The organism is Ideonella sp. P3_A4 (assembly GCF_056403075.1).
This window is the reverse complement of sequence record NZ_JBFUGE010001147.1, coordinates 1-1,089: the sequence shown is the minus strand read 5'-3', so window position 1 is coordinate 1,089 and position 1,089 is coordinate 1. Positions and strand designations below refer to the sequence as shown.

Annotated in this window: 1 protein-coding gene and 1 pseudogene; both read right to left on the bottom strand. The window is 66.9% G+C overall.

Annotation, left to right across the window (positions count from 1 at the left end):
- Positions 1-705, bottom strand: a pseudogene (locus tag AC1DYI_RS36545) (glycine dehydrogenase (aminomethyl-transferring)); the annotation flags it as partial.
- Between the two features lie 91 nt (positions 706-796).
- On the bottom strand, positions 797-1,089 hold a 293-nt coding region (locus AC1DYI_RS36540; protein ID WP_477208972.1), incomplete at its 5' end, for a glycine cleavage system protein H.

Below are 1,089 nucleotides of genomic sequence, written 5' to 3'. Positions count from 1 at the left end.
GAACTCGCGCATGTCGTGGACCAGGCCCGTGGTGGCCGGGTACTGGGCGAGCACGGCGAAGTAGTCGCGCTGCTCCATCAATTCCGGCGCCATGCCGACGATGACCTCGATGCCCAGCGGCTCGGCACGGGTCTTGACCACCTCAATCGTCTGCGGGTGGCAGTCGCCAGCGACGATGAGGGTGTTGCTCTTGCTCCGGACGCTGCGCTTGGCCAGCGTCATGGCTTCAGCCGCCGCGGTGGCTTCGTCCAGCATCGAGGCGTTGGCGATCGCCATGCCGGTCAGCTCGGCGACCATGGTCTGGAAGTTGACCAGCGCCTCCATGCGGCCTTGCGAGATCTCGGCCTGGTAGGGCGTGTAGGCGGTGTACCAGGMSGGGTTYTCSAGGAKGTTGCGCAGGATCACGCCCGGCGTGTGCGTGCCGTGGTAACCCTGGCCGATGAAGCTCTTCTTGACCTGGTTCAGCGCCGCGACCGCGCGCAGCTCGGCCAATGCCTCGGCTTCGCTTTTCACCGCGGGCAGCGCCATCGGCGTGGCCCGGGCGATCGAGCGCGGCACGATGGCGTCGATCAGCGCCTGGCGCGAGGCCGCGCCGATCACGCTCAGCATGTGCGCCTCGTCGGCGGCATCGGGGCCGATGTGGCGGGCGATGAACTCGCCGTGGTTTTCGAGGGCGTCGAGGGGGGTATGGGCGTGCATCAGCATGGCGCGGGCGGCGGGCGGGGCGACAAAAGGCAGGTCGGGTGCGGTGCGCAACGCACCGCTGGCCGACCTCAGGAAGCGGAGGTGAGGGGGCTTACAGCGTCTTCAACAGCGCGTCGTAAGAGGGCGGGTCCATCAGCTGGTCGAACTCACCCATGTTGGTGACGTGGACCTTGAAGAACCAGCCGTTGCCCATCGGGTCGGTGTTGGCCAGACCGGGGTTGGCGCGCAGTTCTTCGTTGACTTCGACCACCTCGCCGGTGACCGGCATGTAGATGTCGGCGGCGGCTTTCACCGACTCGACGACACCTGTGATCTCGCCTTTGTTGTAGGTCTTGCCCACTTCGGGCAGGTCGACGAACACCACGTCGCCCAGCGCGTCTTGCG